At 68.8% G+C, this 21,175-nt stretch carries 20 protein-coding genes; 10 read left to right on the forward strand and 10 right to left on the reverse strand.

Annotation, left to right across the window (positions count from 1 at the left end; genetic code table 11):
- On the reverse strand, positions 1-696 hold the full coding sequence (locus ELQ92_RS14400; protein ID WP_128500024.1) for a SipW-dependent-type signal peptide-containing protein: 696 nt from the start codon (positions 694-696) through the stop codon (positions 1-3).
- A gap of 452 nt (positions 697-1,148) precedes the next feature.
- On the opposite strand from ELQ92_RS14400, the gene ELQ92_RS14405 reads away from it, so the two are divergent.
- Positions 1,149-3,818 carry a helix-turn-helix transcriptional regulator gene (locus ELQ92_RS14405; RefSeq protein ID WP_128500025.1) on the forward strand — a complete coding sequence of 890 codons (2,670 nt, stop codon included), beginning with the start codon at positions 1,149-1,151 and terminating at the stop codon, positions 3,816-3,818.
- A 136-nt stretch (positions 3,819-3,954) separates the two neighbouring features.
- Here the strand turns inward: ELQ92_RS14405 and ELQ92_RS14410 are convergent, their stop codons facing one another.
- Both ELQ92_RS14410 and ELQ92_RS14415 read right to left on the reverse strand, forming a co-directional pair.
- Positions 3,955-5,331 carry an NAD-dependent succinate-semialdehyde dehydrogenase gene (locus tag ELQ92_RS14410; protein WP_128500026.1) on the reverse strand — a complete coding sequence of 459 codons (1,377 nt, stop codon included), beginning with the start codon at positions 5,329-5,331 and terminating at the stop codon, positions 3,955-3,957.
- 161 nt (positions 5,332-5,492) lie between these two features.
- A complete protein-coding gene (locus ELQ92_RS14415) occupies positions 5,493-6,086 on the reverse strand; it encodes a TetR/AcrR family transcriptional regulator (RefSeq protein WP_128500027.1) in 594 nt (197 codons plus the stop codon).
- Between the two features lie 98 nt (positions 6,087-6,184).
- Between ELQ92_RS14415 and ELQ92_RS14420 the strand changes: the two genes are divergently transcribed.
- Together ELQ92_RS14420 and ELQ92_RS14425 are read left to right on the forward strand one after the other, a co-directional pair.
- Positions 6,185-6,964 (forward strand): SDR family NAD(P)-dependent oxidoreductase, encoded by a 780-nt coding sequence (locus ELQ92_RS14420; RefSeq protein WP_166426805.1) that lies wholly within the window; start codon positions 6,185-6,187, stop codon positions 6,962-6,964.
- A gap of 37 nt (positions 6,965-7,001) precedes the next feature.
- Entirely contained in the window at positions 7,002-8,063 is a 1,062-nt protein-coding gene (locus ELQ92_RS14425) for a 2,3-butanediol dehydrogenase (protein WP_128500029.1), read from the forward strand.
- Positions 8,064-8,171: 108 nt separating this feature from the next.
- Here the strand turns inward: ELQ92_RS14425 and ELQ92_RS14430 are convergent, their stop codons facing one another.
- Genes ELQ92_RS14430 through ELQ92_RS14445 form a run of 4 tightly spaced genes read right to left on the reverse strand, consistent with a single transcriptional unit; the run spans position 8,172 to position 11,924 of the window.
- Positions 8,172-8,780 (reverse strand): response regulator, encoded by a 609-nt coding sequence (locus tag ELQ92_RS14430; RefSeq protein WP_208004405.1) that lies wholly within the window; start codon positions 8,778-8,780, stop codon positions 8,172-8,174.
- Between the two features lie 53 nt (positions 8,781-8,833).
- Positions 8,834-10,183: a sensor histidine kinase gene (locus ELQ92_RS14435; RefSeq protein ID WP_128500031.1), complete on the reverse strand. Its 1,350-nt coding sequence runs from the start codon at positions 10,181-10,183 to the stop codon at positions 8,834-8,836.
- On the reverse strand, positions 10,126-11,001 hold the full coding sequence (locus tag ELQ92_RS14440; RefSeq protein ID WP_128500032.1) for an ABC-2 transporter permease: 876 nt from the start codon (positions 10,999-11,001) through the stop codon (positions 10,126-10,128). The genes ELQ92_RS14435 and ELQ92_RS14440 overlap by 58 nt, the downstream gene beginning before the upstream one ends.
- A complete protein-coding gene (locus ELQ92_RS14445) occupies positions 10,998-11,924 on the reverse strand; it encodes an ABC transporter ATP-binding protein (RefSeq protein ID WP_128500033.1) in 927 nt (308 codons plus the stop codon). Before ELQ92_RS14445 ends, ELQ92_RS14440 begins: the two co-directional genes overlap by 4 nt.
- Before the next feature lie 225 nt (positions 11,925-12,149).
- Between ELQ92_RS14445 and ELQ92_RS14450 the strand changes: the two genes are divergently transcribed.
- The 3 genes from ELQ92_RS14450 (at position 12,150) to ELQ92_RS14460 (ending at position 15,266) form a co-directional block, all read left to right on the forward strand.
- On the forward strand, positions 12,150-12,929 hold the full coding sequence (locus ELQ92_RS14450) for a carbon-nitrogen hydrolase family protein (RefSeq protein WP_208004403.1): 780 nt from the start codon (positions 12,150-12,152) through the stop codon (positions 12,927-12,929).
- Between the two features lie 102 nt (positions 12,930-13,031).
- Positions 13,032-14,501 (forward strand): APC family permease, encoded by a 1,470-nt coding sequence (locus ELQ92_RS14455; RefSeq protein ID WP_128500034.1) that lies wholly within the window; start codon positions 13,032-13,034, stop codon positions 14,499-14,501.
- Between the two features lie 45 nt (positions 14,502-14,546).
- Positions 14,547-15,266, forward strand: coding sequence for a FadR/GntR family transcriptional regulator (locus tag ELQ92_RS14460; protein ID WP_128500035.1), 720 nt, complete (start codon positions 14,547-14,549; stop codon positions 15,264-15,266).
- Between the two features lie 97 nt (positions 15,267-15,363).
- Here the strand turns inward: ELQ92_RS14460 and ELQ92_RS16355 are convergent, their stop codons facing one another.
- Positions 15,364-15,534, reverse strand: coding sequence for a hypothetical protein (locus ELQ92_RS16355; RefSeq protein ID WP_166426806.1), 171 nt, complete (start codon positions 15,532-15,534; stop codon positions 15,364-15,366).
- Positions 15,535-15,610: 76 nt separating this feature from the next.
- Positions 15,611-16,363: an MBL fold metallo-hydrolase gene (locus ELQ92_RS14465; protein WP_166426807.1), complete on the reverse strand. Its 753-nt coding sequence runs from the start codon at positions 16,361-16,363 to the stop codon at positions 15,611-15,613.
- A gap of 171 nt (positions 16,364-16,534) precedes the next feature.
- Here ELQ92_RS14465 and ELQ92_RS14470 point away from each other — a divergent pair, with 171 nt between their 5' ends.
- Positions 16,535-17,149: a TetR/AcrR family transcriptional regulator gene (locus tag ELQ92_RS14470; RefSeq protein ID WP_128500037.1), complete on the forward strand. Its 615-nt coding sequence runs from the start codon at positions 16,535-16,537 to the stop codon at positions 17,147-17,149.
- 200 nt (positions 17,150-17,349) lie between these two features.
- On the opposite strand, the gene ELQ92_RS14475 is transcribed toward ELQ92_RS14470, so the two are convergent.
- Positions 17,350-18,186: a helix-turn-helix domain-containing protein gene (locus ELQ92_RS14475; protein ID WP_243695055.1), complete on the reverse strand. Its 837-nt coding sequence runs from the start codon at positions 18,184-18,186 to the stop codon at positions 17,350-17,352.
- A gap of 148 nt (positions 18,187-18,334) precedes the next feature.
- Between ELQ92_RS14475 and ELQ92_RS14480 the strand changes: the two genes are divergently transcribed.
- The 3 genes from ELQ92_RS14480 (at position 18,335) to ELQ92_RS14490 (ending at position 21,163) form a co-directional block, all read left to right on the forward strand.
- Positions 18,335-19,174, forward strand: a complete 840-nt coding sequence (locus ELQ92_RS14480; RefSeq protein ID WP_128500039.1) for an SDR family oxidoreductase — start codon at positions 18,335-18,337, stop codon at positions 19,172-19,174.
- On the forward strand, positions 19,171-19,968 hold the full coding sequence (locus ELQ92_RS14485) for an SDR family NAD(P)-dependent oxidoreductase (protein WP_166426808.1): 798 nt from the start codon (positions 19,171-19,173) through the stop codon (positions 19,966-19,968). The genes ELQ92_RS14480 and ELQ92_RS14485 overlap by 4 nt, the downstream gene beginning before the upstream one ends.
- Positions 19,969-20,119: 151 nt before the next feature.
- Positions 20,120-21,163, forward strand: coding sequence for a zinc-binding alcohol dehydrogenase family protein (locus ELQ92_RS14490; RefSeq protein ID WP_128500041.1), 1,044 nt, complete (start codon positions 20,120-20,122; stop codon positions 21,161-21,163).
- Positions 21,164-21,175 lie beyond the last annotated feature (12 nt).

The raw sequence follows: 21,175 nt of genomic DNA on the forward strand, positions 1-21,175 counted from the left end.
TCAGTTCGACTCGGACGCGAACTCCCAGGCGGGAGCGACGGAGCGACCCTGGAGATCGTCGAGGGCCGTGCCGGTCGGCAGCGTCGGTGCCGCCGGGAGCTCCACCTCGAAGCAGTAGAACTGCGTCGAGCCCGAGCTCTCGAGCAGTGATTGCGTCGCCGAACCGCCGGTCGCAGCAAGAAGCCCGTCCGCGATGAGCGTCGGCCCGCCGGTGACCCCGGCGAACGCCGAGGCGTCGCACGTGAATGCGGCGTCGTCCGTCGCGACCCTGACCTCGAGCGCACCGAAGAGCAACCCGGCCGGGTCGTCACTCGCCGGCCCGTCGGCGGCGACCGCCGGCTGGAGCAGCACGTCACCCGCGACGGAATCCGCACTCGTGCGGAGCGCCACGGGTGCATAGAGGAGGTCGCCGGGAGCGAGGGAGAGCCCGTCGATACCGAAGATCATCTCGCCACCGGGGTTGGACTCCTCGTTCACGAAGCCGGCCGCGGCGAAGGGGACGACCGTGTTCTGCTCCACCTCGAAGGTCGAGGTCCCGATGCCGGGCCCGCCGGAACCGTTGCCGCCGAACACCCACTCGGTGTCGTTCCATGCGGCGAGAGTCGCTGTGACGGCGACGCCGACGAGCGTGCCCCCAGCGAGAACGGCGAAGATCTTGTGGCGGCGGGAGGCTGTCGTGGAACGTGTCGGGGTCATGGCAGTCCTTTTGAGGTCGGGGCGCCGGATCCGGGTAATCGCGGCCTTCCCTTGCCGACGGTAGGGAGCGCCGCCTCCGATATCACTACTGGTGCGCACCTTCCCGTAGTGCGCGCGTGCGGGTTCGGACCCCGACACCCCTCAGGCGGTCGGACCGGGTCACTCGTTCGAGGGGGGACGCCGCCCGGCGGCTTTCCGGCAACCCCCACTGGGGGTTCCGCGATGACCGGGGGGGTGTCGCCGATCGCGCTACGGCATCGTCGGCGACTACTGAGAACCGCAGCCCCCGCTACCGATTCACTGCGTATGGTGGCTACTGGTCCACTAGGTTTTGAGGTGCCGGCAACGACCTGCCGACAGCGCTCTCGGAGTCTCGACGACAGCGCTCTGGGAGTCTCAACATGAGATCGCGTGGGGCCCCAACGGCGGGAACGATTGGGGAGGCCGCGAACGTGATCACGGATGACGCTGAGAGAAGTGGGGCGTCCGCGAGGACGCCCCTGAGCTCCGGCGTCATCGGTTCCGGTCGCAGCGTCGACGCGATCGTCGCAGCGCTTCAGGACGGCCGGAGCATCCTAATCTCCGGAACCCTCGGGTCGGGGAAGACCCATCTCGCCGACACCGTCCTCCGGACCCTGTCTCCGTCGACGCAGACACCTCTCTTCGTCCGCGCCGCCGCTTCTCTCGCCATGACCCCCATGGGAGCGCTCCTCACGAACCCCGCCGTGGCAGCCCTGCTGACCGGCACCGACGTATCCGGCGTCGGCACTCCAGTCGTCGTGATCGACGACGCCCACTTCCTCGACGTCGAATCAGCGCAGTGGATCACGCGGGCCATGCACGCCGGTCGCGTCATCGTGCTCGCGACGGCGGCGCCCAGCTCCTCGTCAGAGGCCCGGCGCGCTCATCCCGAGACGCTCACCGAGCTCGACGAATGGTGGATCAGCAACCGTGTGGATCGAATCGACCTGCGTCCCCTCTCCGCCGGCGAATCGGACGAGCTCATCGAAGAGGTGGCGGGTCGCGGTGTCATCGACAGGATCCGCCGAGCGCAACTGCATCACGCTTCTGGCGGGTCGCGCCTCGTCCTCGTGGAGATGGTGCGACGGCTGATGGAGCAGACCGACGGTGAGCGCCTCGGTCCGGGGCACAGTCAGGCCCCGATCACGGCGCGCATCCGCGACGTCCTGCGGTACCAATTGGCGGAGCTGAGCACGGGCGAGCGCGTGACCCTCGCGCTCGTCAGTCGACTGGGCGGCGTCGCTCGAGCGCGACTCTCACGCGTCATCGACGCTCGCGCTGTCGACCGTCTCCTCGTGAAGCGCCACCTCCGGCTCGATCCACGTGTCCCCGGCATGCTGCTCGCATCGAGCATCTTCTCGTCGCTCAGCGAGATGGCGGGTGAAGCCGACGAGGTCGAACGTCTCGTCGACGCTCTCGGCGACGTCCTGTCGCCGGAGACCACCCTGAGCGGCGAGGAGGCGACCGATCTCGCGATGCGCTGGTCCTTCGACCAGCGGCTCGCGCAGGCCGTCGAGCGCCACGACGACCTGGTCGTCGAACGCATCGTGCTGACGGCCTCGGCGCGTGCGATCGACCGGGACAACGCCCGTGACGCGCTCATGTTCGCGCGCATGGCCGAGGCGATCGGCCCATCGGCCGACTCGCGCCTCGCGCTCTCACGGGCGCTTTCAGCGCTACGCCACGACGACGAAGCGCTCACCGTCCTCGAATCGGCCGTGCCGCTGTTGCGTGACGACGACGAGTGCTACCGGCTGTTCACGTGGTGGTGCGCTCTCCTCATGGGCCTCGGTCGGCACGACCGCTTGTCCGACCTGTGTGCGTCGGCGCCGAGCTGGCCGGGTTCCGGACCCCTCCTGCGCGGAGAGGTCAGAGCAGCCGGAGCACGGGTCGCCTTGTCGTTCATGCGCTGGGACGAGGTCGTGCGGCACGGCGAGGAGATCGTCGATGACACGACGTGTTCGCTCTCGACTCGCGTGCGCGCGGCCGTAGAGACGGCGGCGGCGCACGGCTACCGCGGGGACGTGGCGAGCGCGTATCGCCTCCTGGACATCGCCAGACGCATCAACACCGATCCCCTCACGGGAGACGCCATCGACGAGATCGGCCACGTCACGACCCTCTCGGGCGAGGCGCTCCTGCGCTTCAACCTCAGAACGGGCGGGAGGGATCTCCTCGGCGACGTCGACGCGTTCGTCGCCCGCACGACCATCCGCGAGGGCGGACCGGCGCTCGCATTCCTCGGCTACGCGGGCGCCGTCGCGGACCTCCTCCGCGGCGACTTCCGGGCCGCCGACCTCGAGTACCGTACCGCCGTCAGCCGCTTCACGACGACCGACTCGACGGGGTGGCGGAGCGGGATGCACGCAGAGCACGCCCTCGTCCTCGCACTCCTCGGCGATACGTCGGCGGCGGAAGCCTCCTTGCGCCGAGCGGAGGGACTCTCGGTGGAGCGGACTCCGATCACGCGTCACCTCTATGCGCGAGCGCGATACGTGACGGCTGCGCAGAGCACAACCGTGGACACCCACGTCTTGCAACGCGAACTCCTCGAGCTCTCTGCAGGTTCACCGTCTCTGCACGTCGTGGACCTGTACCTCGTCATCGTGTTCGGCGGCGGCACGGCCACCGATCGCGATGCCCTGCGGAGGACGGCCGGCGAGATTCAGCATCCCCTCGGTCTCGTCCTCGATCGCCACGTCACTGCTCGCGACGAACGTGACCCGAGGAAGCTCGAGGCCGTCGCGGCGGAGTTCGTGGAGATGGGCGCCTACCTTTTCGCTCGGCAGGCCCAGCAGGACGCGATCCGAGAGCACGAACGTGCCGGCAACGCTCTCCGATCGTCGCAAGCGCGGAAGCAACTCGCAACGTACGGACCAGGGCCCCGCGCCCGCGCAGGGGGAGGCGGCTCCCCCGCCGAGCGACTGTCGGAGCGCGAGCATCAAATTGCGGTTCTCGTGGCGGAGGGGCTCAGCAACCGCGAGATCGCCGATCGTCTGTTCCTCTCCGTCCGAACGGTCGAGTCGCACGTCTATCAGGCCCGCTTGAAGCTCGGTGTCCCGAACCGGCGCAGGTTGGCGGACGAGCTGCCGTCGTCCTGAGTTGCCGTTGCGGCTCCCCTCAGCCGCCCGCAGCGACATCCACCGATCGGTGGACCCGCCTGACTGTCCTCGTGGGCGTCCGGTCGGTCGCGTGCGGCGAGGTCGCGACCCTTCGACAGGGCTCAGGTGCCGACGCTCAGCCCGCGATGCGGATGAGCTTCTTGTTGACGAACTCCTCGAGCGCGAAGCGGCCCATCTCGCGGCCCGAACCGGAACGCTTGACGCCGCCGAAGGGCAGCTCGGCCGCATCGCCGAGGACGACGTTGATCCACACCATGCCGGCGTCGATCTGGTCCGCCACGCGCAGCGCCTGCTCCTGGTCCGTCGTGTAGACGTACGAGCCGAGGCCGAAGGGGGTGTCGTTCGCGAGCTCCACGGCCTCCTCCTCGGAGGAGACCCGGTAGAGCGCCGCGACGGGTCCGAAGAACTCCTCGTGGAACGCGTCCATCTCGGGCGTGACGTCGGTGATCACGGCCGGCGGGAAGAAGTTGCCGGTCGTCTCGCCCTTCGCCAGCACCGTGGCGCCCTGGGCGATCGCGCGGTCGAGCTGCTCCTGAAGTCGGGCCGTCGCCGCGGCCGAGGAGAGCGGACCGAGCACGGTGTCGTCGGCGGTCGGGTCGGCGGGCTGCGACGCCGTGAAGGCGTCGACGAACTTCTGCTGGAACTCGTCGAAGAGCTCGTCGAGCACGATGAACCGCTTCGCGGCGTTGCACGACTGACCGTTGTTGTCGATACGGGCGTTCACGGCGTCCTGCACGGCGGAGTCGAGGTCGTCCGTCGACAACAGGATGAACGGGTCGGATCCGCCGAGCTCGAGCACGACCTTCTTGAGGTGTCGACCGGCGAGCTCCGCGACGGCGCTTCCCGCGCGCTCGGACCCGGTGACCGAGACGCCCTGCACGCGCGGGTCGGCGATGATCGTCGCGGCCTGGTCGTTCGTCGCGTAGACGTTGACGTAGACGCCGGTGGGAGCGCCGAGCTCCTCGGTGGCCACGGCGAAGATGTCGGCGATGGCGGCAGCCGACTCGGGGCACTGCGGCGCGTGCTTCAGGAGGATCGTGTTGCCGACCACGACGTTCGGTCCGGCGAAGCGCGCGACCTGGTAGTACGGGAAGTTCCACGGCATGATGCCGAGCAGCACGCCGAGCCCGGCGCGGCGGACGAACGCGTCGCCTCCTCCGTCGGAGAGTTCGATCTTCTCGTCGGCCAGGAACGCCTCGCCATTGTCGGCGTAGTACTGGTAGATCGCTGCGGCGAAGTCGACCTCGCCGAGCGCCTGCTCGATCGGCTTGCCCATCTCGCGGACGATGATCTCGGCGAGCTCCTCACGACGCTCGGTGTGGAGGGCGGCGACGCGTGCGATGAGCGCGGCCCGATCGGCGACCGACACCCGACGCGACCACGTGCGGAAGGCGCTGTCGGCCGATGCGATCGCGTCCTGCAGCGCGTCGTCCGTGATGGTCGGGTACTCGCGGACGGTCTCGCCCGTTGCTGGATTGACGACGGCGTACATTTTCGGTGCTCCTCGAGTAGGGGTCGAATCACGTATTTGTCTCATCATGGTGCAGCCGACGGAGGATTACCACCGTCCCTAGCGGTGAAATGTACGAAATCCGCAACCTCCCCGGCCGTCAGGGGTGGCGAGCACCTGCCGGGCCGCGAGCGCCGCGTTGCTCACTCCACGGGCGTGAACCACCATGCGGGCGACGCCGCGAGGATCGCGCGCGCCGCATCGTCCGACGCCGCCGGCTCGTCGTCCGCGAGCCACACCTCGATCGCGCCGATCGTGCCGGACGCCGCATAGGCGGCGGACACGCGCAATTGGCGGGCACGGTCCACGCCGGCCGGGCCATCGGGGGCGATCTCCGAATGCCGCTCCAGAAGATCGAGAAGTGACCGCTCGATGGTGTCGACGAGCATGTCGCGGAGCGCCGGCACCAATCGCGGCGACATCGCGCCGCGGTAGATGGAGCGGTGCTCGCGCATGTGCGCGAGGAGCGCGCGCTCAGCGACGTCGAAGACCGCGAGGCCTCCTCCTCGGGAGTCCGCATCCTTGCTGAAGTCGGCGAGCAGTTCGTCGAGTTCCGCTCGAAGGACCCGGGCCAGCAGGTCTGCGGGTCCGCTCGCGTGACGATAGAACGTGTCGCGGGTGATCGCCGCTCGACGTGCGAGTTCCGCCACGCTGACCTCGTCGATGGGCTGTTCCGCGGCGATCTCGTGCACGACCTCGACGAGCCTCGACCAGGTGCGGGCTTGACGGGGATCCATGGCTCCATGATGACACCCGACGGACTATCAAACATGTGTCCGATAGGCGTAGCCTGGATATGGTCGCCGCCAAAGGAGCAGGCGCCGGAAGGAGCACCATGTCCACACGTTTCGAGAACCGCGTCGCGGTCGTCACCGGGGGCGTCTCCGGCATCGGCGCGAAGATCACCGAGCGATTGCTCGCCGAGGGAGCCCGTGTCGTCGTCGCCGACGTCAACGAGGAACTCGTCTCCACCGCGTCGGACAGGTTCGGCGAGAACGTCACGGGGATCCGCGCCGACGTGACTCAGGAGGACGACGTCCAGTCCGTGGTGGACACGGCCGTGTCCACGTACGGCACCCTCGACGCGATGTTCAACGTCGCGGGCGGATCCAAGGCCGGCAGCCTCCTCGACGTGAGCGCTGAGGACTGGGACTTCACGGTCAAGCTCAACTTGTACAGCGCGTTCTACGGCACCCGTTCGGCCGCTCGAGCCTTCATCGCGGAGAAGAAGCCGGGCGCGATCGTCACGATCGCGTCACTCAACTCTCTCGTCCCGATGTTCTTCGGCGTCGGGTACACCGCGTCGAAGGCCGGCGCCGCGATGCTCGTGAAGCAATCGGCACTCGAACTCGCCGAGCACGGGATCCGCGTCAACGCCGTCTCGCCGGGTCTCGTCTCGACCCCGATGACGGGCGGACTCACGAGCATCCCCGGCGTTCAGGAGGCGTACATGGAGCGGATCCCGCTCGGACGCGCGGCGGATCCCGCCGAGATCGCATCGGCAGCCCTCTTCCTCGCGAGCGACGACGCGTCGTACATCTCGGGCGAGAACCTCGTCGTCGACGGAGCGTGGGCGACGTCCGGCTATCCGGATCTGCGCCCCTTCCTCGGTTGAACCACCCCACCAGCACGATCAACGGAAAGGATCGACGATGAAAGCCGCCGTGTTCCACGCCAAGGAGGACCTCCGCATCGAGAACGTCCCCGAGCCCACTCCCGCTCCGGGAATGGTCAAGCTCCGCAACGCCTTCGCCGGCATCTGCGGATCCGACCTGCACGTCTACTACTCGCCGGAAGCGTCCGGCCTCGATTTCACGAAACCGCACCCCGTCACGGGTTCGACCCCGCCGCAAGTGCTCGGGCACGAGTTCTCCGGCACCGTCGTCGAGCTCGGTGATGGCGTCACGAACGTGTCCGTCGGCGACAGAGTCGCCGTCTGGCCCGTCTACTACTGCGGCGAATGCGCCGCGTGCGAGAAGGGCGCCTTCAATGCATGCACGAAGATCGGGTTCCACGGCCTGACGTCCGACGGCGGTGGCATGGCGGAGTTCACGACCGTGCCGGCGGAGAAGCTCCACGTGCTCCCCGAGAACGTAGACCTGACGCTCGGAGCACTCGTCGAGCCCATGTCCGTCGCATGGCACGCCGTCGAGCGCAGCAATGTACGGCCCGGTCAAACGGCACTCATCGCGGGCGCCGGCCCCATCGGCATCGGCGTCTGGTTCGCGCTCCGGGCGCACGGAGTGGAGACGATCATCGTCTCGGAGCCCAGCGAATCCCGGCGCGCGGCGATCGCGGCGCTCGGCGCGGACCTGCTCGTCGACCCGACCTCTGAGGATCTCGCGGGGCGCGTCGCCGAGGCGACCGGCGGCCGCGGTGTCGATGTCGCGTTCGACGCCGCGGGAGCAGGAGCAGCTGTCACGTCGGCGATCGTGAACCTCACTCCGCTCGGCCGCGTCGTCATCGTCGCGCTCCACGAACGCGGCTTCGAGTTCAACCCCACGATGCTCGTGATGGCGGAGACGGAGATCGCCGGCACACTCGGCTATTCACAGGCTGATTTCGACGCCGTCATCGCGGCGATGGCCCGGGGAGCGTATGACACGACCGGCTGGGTCACGACCGTCGGCCTCGATGCCGTCGTCGACTCGCTTGCGGAGTTGCGCGCGGGACGAGGCATGAAGGTTCTCGTCTCCGCGGACCCGGTGGGCTGACCGCCCCTCGAGGCGGGCCTGCCCGAACCGGCCCCATCCGTCGCGCGCGCTCCCGTTCGGAGGCGCCGCACGAGCGGACGGGGCCGGTTCGGCGCGTTGTCACTCCGGTCAGCGACCGACGACGCCGAGGTCGTAGGCGAGGATCACCGCTTGCACCCGGTCACGGAGCCCGAGCTTCGAGAGGATCCGGCTCACGTGGGTCTTCACGGTGGACTCGCTCAGGAAGAAGCGCTCGGCGATCTCGCCGTTCGTCTCGCCCTCGCCGATGCGCTGGAGGACCTCGCGCTCCCGAGCCGTCAGCACCGACAGCGCCGTGTCCGCGTCGTTCCGAGCAGGCCCCGGCAGCCGCGGGGAGGCGAGCTCGATGAGCTTCGCCGTCACGCGCGGGGCGACGACGGCGTCGCCGTCCGCGACGGCGCGGATCGCACTCGTGAGGGCCGCCGGTCGCGTGTCCTTGAGCAGGAATCCCGAGGCTCCGGCGCGCAGCGCGCCGAAGGCGTAGTCGTCGAGGTCGTAGGTCGTGAGGACGAGGACACGGGTCTCCGGGTAGAGCGACGTGATGCGCCGCGTCGCCTCGATCCCGTCGACGCCCGGCATGCGCACGTCCATGAGGACGACGTCGGGCCGCAGCCGCTGGACCGCCCGCACCGCCGCCGCGCCGTCCTCCGCCTCGCCGACGACCTCGAGGTCGGCCTCGGCCTCGAGCACGAGTCGCATGCCGTAGCGCACGAGCTCCTGATCGTCGGCGATCAGGATCCTGATGGTTGCGCTCACGCGTTGTCTCCTCTTCTCGGAAGGCGGACGACGACGCGCCACCCGTTCGGTTCCCGGGGTCCGATCGTCGCTCGACCCCCGTACAGCGCCGCACGTTCGCGGATCCCCACGAGCCCGCGGCCGGGGTCCGACCCGGCGCCGGGGCGCACCGGGGCGTCGTCCTCGACCGTGATCTCGACGGCTGCGGCCGACCACTCGACGCGCGCGACGACCACGGTCGCGCCGCGCGCGTGCCGCAAGGCGTTCGTGAGCGACTCCTGCAGGATCCGATAGACCGTGAGGCCGAGCGCAGCATCCGCCGAGGGGACGCCCACGAGATCGAGTCGGACGGGGAGCCCCGCCCGCTCGAATTCCTCGATGAGCGTGACGATGTCCCCGGCGCCCGGCTGGGGCATGACCTCCACCGCATCGCCGTGGGCATCCGAGCGCACCGAGGCGAGGAGCCGGCGCACCTCGCCGAGCGTCCTCCGTCCCGTCTCGGCCGCGCGCCCCATGGCGAGCTTCGCCTGATCCGGTCGGGCCTCCACGGCGGCGCTCGCACCCTCGGAGAGGGCGACCATGACGGAGAGACTGTGCGCGATGACGTCGTGCATCTCGCGCGCGATCCGCTCGCGCTCTTGCGCACTCGCGATCTCGGCTTGCTGGTCACGTTCGCGGGCGAGCTGCGCCGCCCGGTCGACGAGCGCCGCGACGTACCGCACGCGCCCCCCAATGTTCGTGCCGATGAGGGTCGCGATGAGCAGCATGACGACGACACCCACGGTGTTGTTCGTCCAGTCCGCAAGCAGGTCGCCCGAGACCGGGGGTTCGATCGGCTCGAGGATCGGGCTCCCGAAACGGGTACGGAACGCGAGCAGCAAACCGTCGGCGGCTGCGGCGGCCGAACCGACGCCGAAGCACGCCCACGCGGCCCGGCTGGACCGATAGACGCCGACGGCGTAGATCGCGAGGAGGGGCAACACGCTCTCGGCGGTCGTGCCCGCGAGCGTGGACAAGAGGTACAGGACGTTGGCGACGGCGAAGACGAGCACCGGACGGCGGCGGCGGAACAGTAGCGCGGCGGTTCCGGCGAGCGCGAGGGGGACGACGATCCAGAGCGGGGCGCCGTCCTCGCTCGCGAGCACGGCGAGCAGGCTTGCCCCGACGAGGTAGACGAGCGCCAGGAGTGAGTCCGTGACCCACGGATGCTCACGGAAGAACCGACGGACGACGCCCGGAGGCCGCGGCAACGCGAGCGCGCCCGGCGCCCCGTCAGGGGCGTCGGACGCGCTTCGCTTCTCGTCGTCGTTCAGGCGTCCCTCCTGCGGAGGCTGAGGCCCGCGAGTACGAGCGAGACACCCGTCCATGCGAGCACGACGAGCCCGGCCGCCCACGGTTCGAGCGGGCCCCCGCTCACCGGTGCCGTGCCTGCGGGCGCATCGAGCGGGAGGGCGGCCATGGCCTCGCCCGCCGACGTGAACAGGAACGGCCCGACATCGGCGACCCAGTCGAAGGCGAGAGCGGCGAGCGGGAGGAAGAGCGGCAGACCGAGGATGACGCCGAGCACCGTCGCGACACCGCCGGCGGCGGAGCGGAGCAGCGTCCCGATCCCGAGCGCGAAGACCGCGGTGAGTCCGAGGTAGGTGGCCGCGCCGAGAATCGCGACGAAGAAGCCCGGTTCGGCGAGGCTCGTCGCGATGCCCGCGGCGGCGAAGAGCGGATACGTCGCCGCCCACGCCCCGACGAGCGTCACGAGTCCGACGGCCACGACGAGCACGAAGAGCACCACGGCCTTCGCGGCGAGGACCGGAAGGCGTGTGGGCACGGCTGTGAGCGTCGAACGGATCATCCCCGTCGAGTATTCACCGCTGATGGCGAGAACACCCAATACGGCAGCGACGATCTGCCCGAACATCACCCCGAGGGTGACGGTCGTGAGCGTGAATCCGACGGAGGGCCCGTCGGGCAGGCCCGCGGACTCCATGGTCGCGGCCAGGAGAAGACTGAGCCCCACGCCCGAGAGGACGATCATCAGGAGCGACCACACGGTCGAGCGCAGACTCGTGATCTTGATCCACTCGGATCGGACGACGCGCGGGAACGACAGTCGCGACTCGGGTCCGACGAACGCCGTCCTCGCCGCGTGGACGGGACGGGCGGTGGGGCGAGGGGTGAGGGCGGTCATCGTGCGGTCTCCTTCCGGGGTGCGGCCGTGCGGTACTCGACCTCGTCGGCCGTCAGGGTCATGTAGGCGTCCTCGAGCGATCCGGACACGACCGTGAGCTCGTGGAGCGGCAGCCCGGCCGCGGCCGCAGTCTCGCCGATGCGCTCGGGCGTGACAGCGGAGACCTGTGCCGATCCGTCCGGCTGACGACTCACCGCGATGCCGTCGCCGGCGAGGAGCGCAGCGAGTCGGGCGAGGTCCGGTGTGCGCACGCGGACCGTGGTCCCGTTCGTGCGCGAGATCACGTCCTCGATCGGGGCGTTCTCGAGGATCCTGCCGCGACCGAGCACGATGAGTTGATCCGCGGTCTGCGCCATCTCGCTCATGAGGTGGGAGGAGAGGAGCACGGTGCGCCCCTCCGCCGCGAGGCCGCGGACAAGGGTGCGCACCCAGCGGACGCCCTCCGGATCGAGACCGTTGACGGGTTCGTCGAGGATGAGTGTCGCGGGGTCGCCGAGCAGCGCGGAGGCGATGCCGAGGCGCTGCCCCATACCGAGCGAGAACCCCTTCACCCGCTTGCCGGCGACCGAGTCGAGGCCCGTGAGGCCGATGACCTCGTGCACTCGCGCCTTCCCGATGCCGTGGGTCGCGCCCATCGCGAGGAGGTGCTTGTAAGCCGTGCGACCCGAGTGCACCGCTTTCGCGTCGAGGAGGACGCCCACCTCGCGGAGCGGGGCCCGGTGCGCGCGGTACGGGTGTCCGCCCACGGTCACGGATCCCTCCGTGGGTCGGTCGAGGCCCACGATCATCCTCATCGTCGTCGACTTCCCGGCACCGTTCGGGCCGAGGAACCCGGTGACCCGTCCCGGCTCGACCGTGAAGTCGATGCCATCGACGGCCGTGCGAGAACCGTACTTCTTGGTGAGACCGCGTGCGTGAATCATGCGTCGTCCTTTCGTTCGGGATCGACGCTACGGACAGCGGCGCGAGAGCGCGTCAGCCGCAGGACTGCCCTTCGGAACCCGCGTGTAGTACCGCGGTACCGGGTCCCCGAGCACGCTCGCGCTCATCCGGGCGGGCTGTAACGCGCACGAAACACGACCGACATCATTAGGATCATTTTGATCTGTTTGATCGGATGCACCGACGCATCCAGAGGGAGCGACCGAATGACCCTGACCATCGCCGGACTCCAGCACGACGGAGTCCCCGGAGACGTCGACGCGAACCTCCGGATCCTGTCGCGCGCCGCCCGCGAGGCGGTCGATCGTGGCGCCCGCGTCCTCGTCACGCCCGAGATGTTCATCACCGGCTACAACATCGGCGACCGTCTCGCGCCCCTCGCCACCCCGGACCTCGTCGACCGCGTGGCTCGCATCGCCGTCGACAGCGGCATCGCGGTCGTCGCCGGGTTCCCGGAACCCGTCGGCGACGGGGCGATCGCGAACAGCCTCGTGGTGGTCGACTCCGACGGGGCGGAACTCCTGCGCTACCGGAAGACCCACCTCTTCGGTGAACTCGACCGCGGCCTCTTCGTCGCGGGCGACGCCCTCCCGGAGCCCATCGAGATCGACGGCGTCACGATCTCCGTCCTCATCTGCTACGACGTGGAGTTCCCCGAGACCGTGCGTGCCGCAGCACTCGGCTCCGTCGACGTCGTCATCGTCCCCACCGCCCAGATGGAACCGTTCGCGCACATCGCGGAGCGACTCATCCCCGTGCGCGCGTGGGAGAACCAACTGCACGTCGTCTACGTGAACCGCGTCGGGTCCGAGGGGGACCTGACCTACGTCGGGCGCAGCAGCATCGTCGGACCGGACGGGGTCGTCATCGATTCCCTCGGAGCCGATGGCACCGGCCTCCTGATCGCCACGATCGATCCCGAGGCCACCCGACGCGCACGGCAGGAGAACCCCTACCTCGCCGACCGTCGCACAGACCTCTACTGAGACCCGCTCTCCTCCACTCCCGGCCCACCCGACCACCGGCCTCGCCGCCGGCCCCACCGCCGACATCGCCGCTGACCTCGGACCGCACATGAAAGTGAACCCATGACCGTCTCCCCCATCGCCCCGCCACGGCAACGCCTCGACGGCCGCCTCGGCACGGGCTCCATCGTCTTCATGGTGATCGCCGCCGCCGCTCCGCTCACGGTGATCGGCGGCAATGTGCCGATCGCCGTCGGTAGCGGAAACGGCGCCGGTGCTCCGATCGGTTTCGCCCTCGCCGCCGTGATCCTGCTCGTCTTCTCGGTCGGCTTCGTGACCATGACGCCGTTCGTGAAGGAGGCCGGGGCCTTCTTCTCGTACGTGACCGCCGGCCTCGGCTCCCGGCTCGGCCTCGGTGCCGCATTCACCGCACTCGTCGCGTACACCGCCATCCAGGTGGGGATCTACGGCTACATGGGCTGGGCACTCGACGACCTCGTGACCTTCTTCGGCGGCCCCTCGCTGCCGTGGTGGCTCTACGCGTTCGCGACCATGGCGATCGTCGCCGTGCTCGGCTACCGGCACATCGATCTGAGCGCTCGCGTGCTCGGCGTCGCGCTCGCGCTCGAGATCCTCGTGGTCGTCGTCCTCGACGTCGTGATCTTCGCGACCGGCGGAGCGGACGGTGTCGCGGTCGAGAGCTTCGACCCGGCCAACATCTTCACGGGCGGGATCGGTGTCGCCGTGCTCTTCGCGCTCACCGGCTTCATCGGATTCGAGGCCACCGCGGTGTTCCGCGACGAGGCGCGTGACCCCGAGAAGACCATCCCGCGTGCCACGTACCTCGCCGTCATCATCATCGGCGTGTTCTACGCGGTCTCCTGCTGGGCGCTCATCACGGGCGTCGGCGCAGGGAACGCCGTCGCCGTCGCGCAGCAGACGCTCGCGGGCGAGGGGAACTTCCTCCTCGACACGACCACCGCCTACCTCGGCCCCATCATGCGCGACGTCATCCAGGTGCTCCTGATCACGAGCCTCTTCGCGTGCGTCCTGTCGTTCCACAACGTCATCGCGCGCTACCAGTTCACGCTCGCCCACAAGGGCGCACTGCCCGGACGACTCGGCCACCGCCACACGACCCACCACTCGCCGTCGTTCTCGTCGATCGTGCAGACGATCACCGCCGCGGCGATCCTCGCCCTGCTCGCGCTCTCCGGCCTCGACCCTCTCGTCGGAGTCTTCGGGTCGATGGCGGGCGTGGCCACGGTCGGCATGGTGCTGCTCATGCTCACGACATCGGTGGCCGTGTTCGTGTTCTTCGCGCGCCGCCCGCAGGTCGCGGCGGGACGCGCGTGGGGCGCACGCGTGTTCCCGATCCTCGCGGTGATCGGACTGGCCTTCGCGATGTGGCTCGTCCTGTCGAACTTCACCCTCGTCACCGGTGGAAGTGTCACCGTGAGCACGGTCCTCGCGCTCATCCCGGTCGCCGCGCTCGTGCTCGGGATCGTCTTGGGGAAGCGGTTCCGGCTCGACGCCGTCGAGGAGGATGACGACGCTCGCACGTCGACCACCGCGGCGGGCGTCGCCGACTGACGACGCAGCGGATCGCGCCGACCGACTCGAGACGAGGAGCGCACGATGGACCTCTCGTCCCCGACGCTCGGCGCGATCCGGCGCACGACGGCCGTCGACACCGTCCGCGCGCGCATCGCCCTCGCGGTCGAGCTCGGCATGCTCGGGCCCGGCCAGCGCCTCCCTGCCCCCGAGGACACGGCTGTCGCGTTCGACGTGAGCGCGATGACGGTGAGACGCGCGTACCGGGCCTTGAGCGAGGAGGGGGTCCTCGTGCGACGGCGCGGGAACGCGGGCGGCACGTTCATCGCCGACGCCCCGCCCCGCGGAGGTGCGGCGGACACGTCGACCGTCGCCGCGTATCGGGAGGATGCAGACCGTGTGCACGCGCTCATCGATCAGCGGGCCGCACTCGAGGCGGGACTCGCAAGCGTCGCCGCGGCGACCCGCAGCGACGCGGATCTCGAGCGACTCACCGAGCTCACGGAACGGATGCGGACGGCGTCCGACTGGGCCGGATACCGCTCGGCGGACACGGCGTTCCACGAACGGCTCGTGGCCGCGGCCGGGCTCCCCGCTGCGAGCGAACTGCACCATCGGATCTCGCACGAGCTCTACGCCTACTTCATCCCCTACCGGATCGACTACCTGAGGTCGTCGAACGAGGAGCACGCGCAACTCATCGCCGCATTGACGGCGCGGGACGCCGGCGCGGCGAGCCGACTCGCCTTCGATCACGTCGCCGACCTGCACGGCTCCATGTACGTGGGGCTCGGGACCCACTGAGCGTCCGCCGGTCACGGCGATCGACGACGACGTCATCCCAGCGCAGCGACATAGCGAGGGTCGTACTTGCGGGCGTCATCCGCGCACAGCACCTCCGTCAGCCCGGGCCGGGAAGGGCGCGGCGCTCGCCCACGCTGAGCCGCCGACCGGCCGACCGGTACCACTCGGCGAAGAACGCGATGAGGAGGACGAGCTCGACGGGCGGTCGCGAGCAGTCGCGAGAGACGCCGCGGACGGTCTCCGCCCCAAGAGACCGCGTGAGATCCACCCAGTGCGCAGCCCTCTGCCGGCTCAGCGAGCCGCTCTCCCGTGGCGACGCCGCCGGCCGTGTCCTTCCGTGGCCCTCAGCGAGCCCTGGCGTCCCTCCAGGCACCATCCTCGGTGATCAGCCCGAAAGTCGGGTTCGTGAGGTGGGCCGCTGCGATGACGACACCCTCCGACTTCGCCCGAGCGAACAGCGCAGCTCGCGCCGCACCGGATTCTTCCCGGTCGTGGTCGGTCATGAAATGGATCTCCCGGTCCGCGAGCTGCGCGGGCAGCTCGACGAGGTCACCAACGAAGATGATCCGTTCACCTTCCGACTCGATCTCGATCGTCCTATGACCCGGAGTATGCCCGGGAACATGGGTCGCCGTGACACCGGGGAGGACCTCAGTCGAACCAGGCGCGAAGGTGCGCAGGATGCCCGCCTCAGCGGCGGCCTGCATCACCAGCCGAGCCGGATCGTCATCGGGTGCGCCATCTACAAGCAGCTCCCAGTCTTCAGCGCCGTAGTACACGTCGGCATTCGCGAAGAAAGGTTCGCCGTCCTTCATGACCCAACCGACGTGATCAAGATGAAGATGGGTGACGAGGATCGCGGTGATGTCCTCGGGCGCTACACCTACGGCAGCAAGCGAGGCCGGGAGCGATCCGGCTTCGGCCAGGTAACGAGGCGGGTTCGTCAGGCCGTTCGCCATGGCGAGCGCCGGCGGAAACGGCAACGAGAGTGGCCCAGCACCGGCATCGATGAGAGAGGTTCCCGCCGGCCCGCGCACCAGGTGCGCTCCGATGCGGATTCGATGCGTTCCCGCCTCGTCCAGGAGTCCCGGGTACACGGAAAAATCCGCTCCCGGGTACGCGGAGGCCGGCAGATGGGACTCACCGTCCTCGAGCGCCGTGATCGTGTACTTCCCGATTTCTATCGATTCATTCATCGTGAGTCCTCCGGCTCATCTGTCAGTGACTGCCACATAGGCACCGAATGACTCTAGCGTAGGATCGAACACATGGAACACTCCGAACCGCATCCCATCGGCATCCGGCAGCGGATGCGCGAGACGATTCGCGGAGAGCTGACGGACGCGGCCGTTCGCCTCGTTCAAGAGGTGGGCTTCACCGGCACGACCGCGAGCGCGATAGCGTCCGCCGCCGGGGTCTCCGAGCGGACGTTCTTCCGCTACTTCCCCACGAAGGAGGACGCGGTCCTGCAGCCGACGGAGTCGCTCGGCTCGTCCGTGGCGAAAGCTGTCGCCGCTCGTCCGCCTCGTGAGACGTCGCTGCAGGCTTTTCGCGCGGCGTTCGACGTCGCGGTCGACTCGGTGATGGCAACGCCGGAACGCTGGGCGACCGTCATCGCGCTGGGGCAGTCCGAACCCGCGCTCCGACGGCGCCATCTCCAACAGCAGGACGTCTGGGCGCAAGCGCTGGCCGCCGCGAATGACGAACGTATGGGCCTCCCCACCGGGACCATGGAGAGCCGATTGCACAGTGGAGTGATGATGCTGGCGTGGGAACGAGCGCTTGTCGCGTGCGCCGGAGACAACGACTTCAGCCGAGTGGGGGCTGAACTGGACACGGCCATTGGGGAGATACGGAGGTTCGTCCAGACCGTGGTGCAGTGAAAACCCCGAAATCACGATAGGACGGTTGGCTCGCACCTGCACAGGACATCTGCGAAACTCGGCATCGCCAAAACGACGAACACCACGCCGTCAGCGGGAGCGAAGCGCGACGCCCCCTCGATGGCGAACGTCGCCTTCCCGAATCCTCTTCGGCTCAAGACGGAGCCGCCTCTCGAGGACTGAAACGTCGCCTCGATGACTCATCCGTCCTCCCCCGCTCCCGTCCTTATCGCTAACCATTGCTGAGCGATGACGTCGGCCGACCTGCTGCCCGGATCCGCGTGGTAGATCACGAGGACGAGGTCGGTCCCGACCATCGCGAGCTTCTCCCGGCGCAACCGGATCTCGCCCCACTCGGGGTGCTCGACGATGGCCGAGTCCGACCCGCCAAGCCTGACGTCGTGGCGCGCCCAGAGCCGTCGGAATTGCTCGCTCCGCAATGACAGTTCTCCGACGAGGGCCTGGTACCTCGGGTCTCTGTCGTCGGTGCCGATGTCGGCACGGAGTTGAGCGACGACGCTCGCAGTGTTGGCGTCGAGGTCCGGGTGATACGCGCGAGCCTCCGGGTCCGTGAAGAGCGAAACGAGCCGATTGCTCCCCACCACGAGTGACGGCTCCATGGCCGTCGCGAGATCGTTGACGGCGAGCACGTCCCGATACCGATTGAGCACGAACGCCGGGACGTTCATCGTCGAAAGCAACATCTGGACACCGGCAGGTACCTTTTCGGCACGTGCACCGGCAAACTTCCTCTGGCGGGAGCGGTCCCTCGCAAGCTCGAACGCATGCCGTTTGCTCTCCACATCGAGCCTCAGCGCGTCGGCGATCGCATCGACTACCTGCTCGGACGGGTGCCGGTCCCGCCCCTGCTCCAGGCGAACGTAGTACTCCGTGCTGATCCCCGCCAGAGATGCGACTTCCTCGCGGCGCAGTCCGGCGACACGTCGCCTCTGGCCGACGGGCAGTCCCACTTCCTCGGGATGCACGAGTTCACGCCGTGCATGGAGGAATTCCCCCAGCAGGTTGTCCTGATCCACGCTCCGAGGGTACGCGCCAGCGGCAGGGTCATGCTGTCCCTCTGAGGACTGGGATAAGCGGGGGCTGGGTCCGGGTGCGGCTCGCGCGCACGATGGAGGCTCTCCGGCGGCCAGAGTAGCCGTCCACAACATCGAAGGGATTCACGACATGGCTCAACGGACCTGGCTCATCACCGGATCGAATCGAGGATTCGGTCGCATCATCGCGGAACGTCTTCTCGAGAGGGGCGACCGCGTGGCCGCGACGGCTCGCGACACGACGAGCCTCAAGGACCTGCAGACACGCTTCGGCGACGCTCTCTGGACGGCGGAACTCGACCTGACCGACACCGCCGGGATCCGGCGCGCCGTGGAGGCGGCCTTCACGGACCTCAGCCGCATCGACGTGGTGATCAGCAACGCCGGGTACGGGCTCTTCGGTGCGGCGGAGGAACTGACGGACGACCAGATCGAACACCAGTTGGGGACGAACCTCATCGGCCCCATCCAGCTGCTCCGGGCAGTCGTGCCGCACTTCCGCGAGCAGGGCGGGGGACGCTTCATCCAGGTGTCCACGTACGGCGGACAGGCAACAAACCCCGGGGCGTCGCTGTACCACGCGAGCAAGTGGGGGGTCGAAGGATTCATGGAGGGTAATGCCCGCGACCTCGCACCCTTCGACATCGGGGTGACGATCGTTGAACCGGGTAGCGCCGCGACGGGCTTCCGGGTGGGCGGATCGCGCCTGCCGGAGCCGATGTCCGCGTACGACGGGACTCCCGCTGCGATGAGTCGCGGTATCCAGAACCCCGCTCTGCCCTCGGTGAGCGATCCGGAGAAGGTCGCTGCGGCGATCATCGCCTCGGTCGGCGTGACACCGGCTCCGTTGCGACTCGTTACGGGGAGCGACTCGCAGCGGTACATTCGCGACGCGCTGCGGGAGCGCCTGGCCGACGTCGAATCGCAGGAGGCCTCCGCCGCCGCAACCGATCTCACCCCGGCACCGTGAGCGACGACGTCGCCGATTCTGCCGCTCCCGCTCCGCACGGTGACAATCGCGGGAGCGCGGTTGTCACCGGCGGAACCCAAGGCATCGGCCACGCGATCGCAATGACGCTCGCTGCTCAGGGATGGCGGGTCGCCGTCATGGGCCGTAACGAGATCACGGGCCGCGCGGCCGCGGCGCGCCTCGGCACTCGGCACCGATTCATTTCGTGCGATGTCTCGGACGAGTCACGTATCCCCGAGGCGTTTGCCGAGGTAGAGAAGGAGCTCGGGCGCGTCGAAGTCCTTGTCAACAATGCGGGCGTCGGCCGCGCCGCCGCGTTCGAGGAGGTGACGAGCGACGATTGGGACGCACTCATGGCGGTCGACCTCAAAGCTGCCTGGTTGTGCACGAGGGCGGCGCTGTCGGGGCTGCGGGCCGGAGGCGGTTCCGTCGTGAACATCGCGTCGATCCATGCACACCTCACACGGCCGGGCCTGTTCCCCTACGCCGCGGCCAAGGCCGGAATCCTCGGACTGACCCGTTCGATGGCCCTCGAGTTGGCCGCCGACGACGTCCGTGTGAATGCTGTCTGCCCCGGGTACGTTCGGACCCCGCCGATGGTCGCCCAGTACGACGAAATGCCGGACCCGGCAGCAGCCTGGAAGCGACTTGCGAGCGTTCACCCGCTCGGTCGGATCGGAGAGCCCCACGAGATCGCTGCGGTCGTCGCGTTCCTCGCGTCGCGCGCGGCGAGCTTCGTGACGGGCGCGAGCTGGGACGTGGACGGAGGACTCGGTGTCCGATTCGCCTCCTGAGCGCCGCACGTTATCGGTCGTCGAATACAGGTGGTCCATCGAATCCGACGCGGCCGTTGTAGCGGCGCACCCCGACCGAGCGGCAGCAGTATCCACGGGGTAACTCACTGCCCTTGCGGGAAACCACGCCGCGGGTTCTACCGTCTCTTCCATGACCTCAGACAACGATATTCGAGCGGTCGGCCAGACGGCCGCCCTACCCATCACGAGTGAGCGAAGCCTCATCCCCGCGACCATCCCGGCCCCCGTGCCGGGCCCGTCCGACGTCCTCGTCGACGTTCGCGCGGTATCCGTCAATCCGGTCGACGTGAAGCTCCGAAGTGGAGTCGAACCCGATGGTGGACTGCGAGTGCTCGGCTTCGATGCGGCCGGGACGGTCATCGAGGTAGGCGAGTCGGTCACCCTGTTCGCCCCGGGTGACGAGGTCTACTACGCGGGGGCGATCAATCGGCCCGGCAGCAACGCGGATCGCCAGATCGTCGACGAGCGCATCGTGGGGCACAAGCCCCGGTCGCTTGACGCCGCCGAGGCCGCAGCCCTTCCCCTCACTGCCCTCACGGCGTGGGAGAGCCTCTTCGACAAGCTACGCATCGATCCCGAAGCGACCGGCACCATCCTCATCGTCGGAGGTTCCGGCGGCGTCGGCTCGATCGCCATCCAGCTCATCCGAGTGCTGCGTCCCGGAATCCGCGTCATCGCGACAGCATCGCGACGGGAAAGCGCCGAATGGGCACTGTCCCTCGGGGCGCACGCCACGGTCGACCACCACAGCGACCTGCCCGCCCAGGTCCACGCGATAGCCCCCGAAGGCGTGGAGTGGATCCTGAGCACCAATTCTGAGGGGCGCATCTCCGACTACGTAGCAGTCGCCAAGCCCTTCGGTCAGATCGTCGCGATCGACGACCCCCGCGTCGTCGACGTCGTCCCGCTCAAGTCCAAGGCTCTGTCGTGGCACTGGGAGTTCATGTTCGCGCGCTCACTCCACGACGCCGCGGACATGCGCCGGCAGCACGACATCCTCGAGGAGGTCGCGCGCCTCGTCGACGAGGGACGCGTGCGTACGACCGCCACGTCGATCCTTGCCCCGATCAACGCGACCACCCTCCGAGAAGCGCATCGCCTCGTCGAAGGAGGCCGCGTGATTGGCAAGGTCGTCGTCGCCCACCAGACCCCGTCAGCGACACAGCGTCACTGACGCAACGAAAGG

This window comes from Labedella populi (assembly GCF_004078655.1).
GTDB classification, from domain to species: domain Bacteria; phylum Actinomycetota; class Actinomycetes; order Actinomycetales; family Microbacteriaceae; genus Labedella; species Labedella populi.